Below are 4,212 nucleotides of genomic sequence, written 5' to 3'. Positions count from 1 at the left end.
CCCATGCGGCCCGCGCGCCGGGCTTCACTGCCGTTCATCTTCTCGATGGCGTTGGCCATGTACCGCAGATCGAGGCACCGGCGCTCACCGCCCGGCTCATCGCCGATACGGTGCGAAGTGCCGGCTGAGCCGGCAAGACCATCACGCCCGCGTCAAGGGCGCCACGACAGAATGTCAGAAGGAGTGCCGATATGATCTTCGACCATCGCACCTACACCGCCCGCCCCAACAAGCTGTCGCATTTCCTCAAACTCTACGAGGACGTCGGCCTGCCGATGCAGCGGCATTATCTGGGCGAGCCCTTCGGCTTCTTCCAGACGCATATCGGCGACCTCTCGCGCACCGTGCATCTGTGGAGATATGAAAGCCTTGCCGACCGGGAGGAGCGGCGCGACCGCATGGAGGCAGACCCGGAATGGCAGGCCTACCGGCGCAAGGTGATCGAGACCGACTATCTGCTCGACATGCGCAACCAGATCCTCAAACCCGTCTCGTTCTTCAATCCGGGAAAATAAGATGGACCTGACTTTCTCGACCGAGGGGCGCAGCTGGCCGCTGCGCCTGACTGGCGATGCCGAGCGCACGCGCCGCGCGCTGCTTTCGGCCTTGCCGATGCGTCTGCAGCTGCACACGCCGAAGATCGCCGGCAGCCATATCTATTGGCATGCTCCCTTCGTCGAGGATATCGAGGGTGCTACGCATGTGCTTTCCGCGACCGCCGGCGCATTCATCTACTGGCCGGTGCGGCAGTTCCTCGAAATCACCTTCGCGCCGCTTCAGGCGGAGAATGCCGAGATCACCGTTCTCGGCCATCTCGACGCGCCGGTGGAAGGCATTGCCGAACTTGCCGCGACACTGAAACAGGACCAGGGCCGCCGCATCCTGGAAGGCACGCTTGTCCGGTCGGATGGCGGCGTGTCCGAGCCTTCGCCGCCATCGTCGCTGCCACAGGATATCATTGCCGCTCGCAAGGCGCTGTGGGTGTTCTGTCCCGCCGACATCAGCCGGGTCACCGCGTCACGCGCCATCATGCACCCGGCAGGGCCTGTCTTCACCGCGGAATCAGAAGCGCGGGTGCTGCACGAATTCCTCTGGTGGATCCGCGCCGAGCGCGGCCGGAAGGACGAATTGGTGCTGCGCCAGGCGGCAGCAATCGCGCTCGACAAGACCGCGACCCGGCTACGCGATTTCTGCCACATGGAGGAAACGCCTGCCCTGCTTTTCCGGCTCAAGGCGGCGATGGACGGCAACTATCCGCTCGGTGCGCTGATGGACGAGGCGATCCTGGCTACCGGGCGGGTTGGCGCTTGGATCGATCTTCTCATCCCGTGGAACGACCTCAACGAGGCCTTCCGCGCTGCGCTTGACGGCAGGAGGGCCGGATGATGGAAAAACTGACCATCGGCATTGTCGGTTTCGGCGTCATCGGGCAGCGCTGGACGGCTTGCTTTGCCCATGCCGGCCACGCGGTGCGCGTGTTCGACCCGACAGAGCGGCGCGAAGCGGCTTTCAACGAGGTGCTGCCTGCACTCATGGCCGACCTAGACGCGTTGAAGGGATCCTCGCCCTCGCCCGGCGAGATCCATCTTTTTCCGACGCTCGCCGAGACGCTCCAAGGCGTCGATTTCGTGCAGGAGAACGGTCCGGAAGACCTGGCCCTCAAGCGCCGGCTGCTCGCCGAGATCGAAGATCATGTCGGTGACGAGATCGTCATCGCCTCCTCCTCCTCGGCCCTGCTGGTGTCCGACATGCAGGGCGAGTGCCGCCTGCCCGGCCGCGTCGTGCTCGGCCATCCCTTCAATCCAGCGCATCTGATGCCGCTGGTCGAGATCGTCGGCGGCAAGACATCGGATCCACAAGCGATCGCCCGCGCACGCGCCATCTATGAAGCCATCGGCAAGAAGCCGGTAACGCTCAACCGGGAGGTGACCGGCCATATCGCCTTGCGCCTGATGGGCGCCATGTGGCGCGAGGCGATCGCTCTGGTGCGAGACGGCGTCGCCTCGGTCGAGGACGTGGATCGTGCCTTCATGTATGGGCCGGGCGCGAAATGGACCCTGCAAGGTTCGTTCATCTCCAACAGCCTCAACGCCGATGGCATCGAGGACTTCCTGCGCAAATATGGCCCGACCTATCAGGCGATCTGGGACACGCTGCTCGACGCAAAGCTTGACAGCGAGACCATCCGCTCGATCACAGCTTCGACAAATGCGGCGGTAGGCGGGCGCAGCCACGAGGATCTGAAGGCCGCGCGCGAGCCTGGCCTGGTCGGCATTTTGAAAACAGTGGCCGCACACGGTGCACTCTAATCGTCACGGAGAATGGCCATGACCTATCGCACCGCCCTCGTCACCGGCGCCTCGAAAGGCATCGGCGCAGCGATCGTCGAGAGCCTGATCGCGGAAGGATTGACCGTCCATGCGCTGGCGCGCAGCCGTGGCGCGCTACAGGTCCTGCAGGAGAGGCTCGGGCCACGCGTGAAACCGCTTGTCGCCGATGTGCGCGACAACGAGGCGATCGCTTCTGCGCTCGGTGCGGCGGAAATCGATGTCCTGGTCAACAATGCCGGCGGTTTGGCGACCGTGCGCCCCCTGCACGAACAGAGCGCGGAGGAAACAGCCGAGGTGGTGGCGCTGAACCTCACCGCACCCTTGCAGCTCATCCGCATGTTGCTGCCGGGCATGATCGCGCGCAAGCGTGGCCACATCTTCAACCTGACCAGCACGGCAGCCAGCGGCGTTTTTCCCGGCACGACGACCTACGGTGCGGCCAAGGCCGGCCTTTCCCAGGCCGGTCGCATCCTGCGCTATGATCTCGCGGGCACCGGCGTGCGGCTGACCGAGATCGCCCCGGGCCGTGTGGAAACGGATTTCTATCTGAAGGCCTTCGACGGCGACCGCGAGGGCTTGCGCAAGCGCATGTACTCGCAACAGCGGCCGCTCGGCCCGGCCGACATTGCCGCCGTGCTTGCTACCGCGCTGCGGATGCCGGATCATGTCGACATCAGCGAACTGACCGTCGCGCCGAGCGAACAGGCGCCCGGCGGCCATACCTATCCGCCCGCGCCGCAACGATGAGCATGCGTGGCGTCAGCGACGCCGCGCCTCAGTCCGGCTCGGTCAATTTGTCGAGCACGGCCGTGCAGGCCTCCTCCCAGGCCGCAGGCACTCCGCGCGCCGAAAGCACCTGCAGACCCCGCTCGGTGATGCCGCCCGGTGTCACCAGCTCCTCGAGCATCTGATGCATCGGCTGGTCTTTCTCCTCAATCAGCCGCCCGGCGGCCACGAACGTCATCGCCGTCAGCCGGCGGCCAATTGCCGGATCGAGACCTCGCGCGCTCGACCATTCAGTCGTCCTGCGGATCAGATCCTGCACCCAGCCATAGATGGCGGCATTGACCGTCGCCAACTCGAAGTCCGTTTCGCTGGCCAGAGCGATCGAGGGGCCAAGCCAGTCGAGGACCGCCCGCGCCTGCTCAAGGTCGGGGAAATAGATCGTCGGACTGGCACAGATTTCGGAAGCCGTGAACGGCATGGCGCGCACCGCGCGCGCAGGCGCGACAGCAAACCGCGATAGCGCTACGCCGGCGCAAACCGAAACCATTGTTTGGTCCGTGCGCCACGGCAGGCCAGCGACCGCATCCGGCGCATGCACGGGCCGCACCGCAACAATGACGACATCGGACTGTTCGACGAGATCGCGATTGTCGATTGCCAGCCGAAAACCGTGCCGGGCGGAGAGCGCCGCCGCCTTGCCCCGCGGCGACAGCACGATCGCCGCGGGATCAAGCCCGGAACGCAAGAACCCAGCCAGCATGGACGTCGCCAGATGCCCGACCCCAAGAATGCCTACAATCATTGTTGTCCCCCGGATTTGAACCTGCTGCTTGCCATTCACACGAAGTTGGGAAAGAAAGGCGGCTCTACAAAGTGTCGACACAGCCTGCATACAAATCAGATGAGAACCGACGTGACCGAACGAGCCGAGACCAGTGCCGATAGCGACCCGTCCCTTGCCGCTGAAGCGGAGACGCGCCGCGCTGCCGATAGCAGCGAACGCGCCTACAACACCATCCGCAAGCTCCTGGTCGAATTCAAGCTGAAGCCCGGAGAGCGCATCAACGAGGTCCAGCTTTCGCGCGGCCTTGGCCTTTCGCGCACACCGATCCGCGAGGCGCTGAACCGGCTCGCCTCCGAGGGTTTCGTTTCGCTC

6 protein-coding genes are annotated in these 4,212 nt (G+C 64.8%); 5 read left to right on the top strand and 1 reads right to left on the bottom strand.

Annotated elements, in window-relative coordinates; all coding sequences use genetic code 11:
* The first annotated feature begins 191 nt into the window (after positions 1 to 191).
* Genes EN884_RS27810 through EN884_RS27795 form a run of 4 tightly spaced genes read left to right on the top strand, consistent with a single transcriptional unit; the run spans position 192 to position 3,077 of the window.
* Positions 192 to 515 carry an NIPSNAP family protein gene (locus EN884_RS27810; RefSeq protein ID WP_063168741.1) on the top strand — a complete coding sequence of 108 codons (324 nt, stop codon included), beginning with the start codon at positions 192 to 194 and terminating at the stop codon, positions 513 to 515.
* A 1-nt stretch (position 516) separates the two neighbouring features.
* Complete coding sequence (locus tag EN884_RS27805; RefSeq protein ID WP_063168742.1) at positions 517 to 1,386, top strand: hypothetical protein; 870 nt, start codon at positions 517 to 519, stop codon at positions 1,384 to 1,386.
* Positions 1,383 to 2,309 (top strand): 3-hydroxyacyl-CoA dehydrogenase NAD-binding domain-containing protein, encoded by a 927-nt coding sequence (locus EN884_RS27800; RefSeq protein ID WP_063168743.1) that lies wholly within the window; start codon positions 1,383 to 1,385, stop codon positions 2,307 to 2,309. The genes EN884_RS27805 and EN884_RS27800 overlap by 4 nt, the downstream gene beginning before the upstream one ends.
* A gap of 18 nt (positions 2,310 to 2,327) precedes the next feature.
* Positions 2,328 to 3,077, top strand: a complete 750-nt coding sequence (locus tag EN884_RS27795) for an SDR family oxidoreductase (protein WP_063168744.1) — start codon at positions 2,328 to 2,330, stop codon at positions 3,075 to 3,077.
* Positions 3,078 to 3,105: 28 nt separating this feature from the next.
* On the opposite strand, the gene EN884_RS27790 is transcribed toward EN884_RS27795, so the two are convergent.
* Positions 3,106 to 3,858, bottom strand: a complete 753-nt coding sequence (locus EN884_RS27790; RefSeq protein WP_063168745.1) for an NAD(P)-binding domain-containing protein — start codon at positions 3,856 to 3,858, stop codon at positions 3,106 to 3,108.
* Between the two features lie 111 nt (positions 3,859 to 3,969).
* Here EN884_RS27790 and EN884_RS27785 point away from each other — a divergent pair.
* The coding region (locus EN884_RS27785) for a GntR family transcriptional regulator (protein WP_245491999.1) at positions 3,970 to 4,212 on the top strand (243 nt) is incomplete at its 3' end.

It is taken from the genome of Mesorhizobium sp. M7A.F.Ca.AU.001.01.1.1 (assembly GCF_004022735.1).
Taxonomy (GTDB): domain Bacteria; phylum Pseudomonadota; class Alphaproteobacteria; order Rhizobiales; family Rhizobiaceae; genus Mesorhizobium; species Mesorhizobium ciceri.
The sequence above is the reverse complement of the archived record's forward strand: the minus strand, read 5'-3'. Positions and strand labels throughout refer to the sequence as shown.

Excerpts from the sequence above, each read along its gene's own strand:
- EN884_RS27810 (WP_063168741.1), top strand. The coding sequence starts at position 192 with ATGATCTTCGACCATCGCACCTACACCGCCCGCCCCAACAAGCTGTCG.
- EN884_RS27805 (WP_063168742.1), top strand. The coding sequence starts at position 517 with ATGGACCTGACTTTCTCGACCGAGGGGCGCAGCTGGCCGCTGCGCCTG.
- EN884_RS27800 (WP_063168743.1), top strand. The coding sequence starts at position 1,383 with ATGATGGAAAAACTGACCATCGGCATTGTCGGTTTCGGCGTCATCGGG.
- EN884_RS27795 (WP_063168744.1), top strand. The coding sequence starts at position 2,328 with ATGACCTATCGCACCGCCCTCGTCACCGGCGCCTCGAAAGGCATCGGC.
- EN884_RS27790 (WP_063168745.1), bottom strand. The coding sequence starts at position 3,858 with ATGATTGTAGGCATTCTTGGGGTCGGGCATCTGGCGACGTCCATGCTG.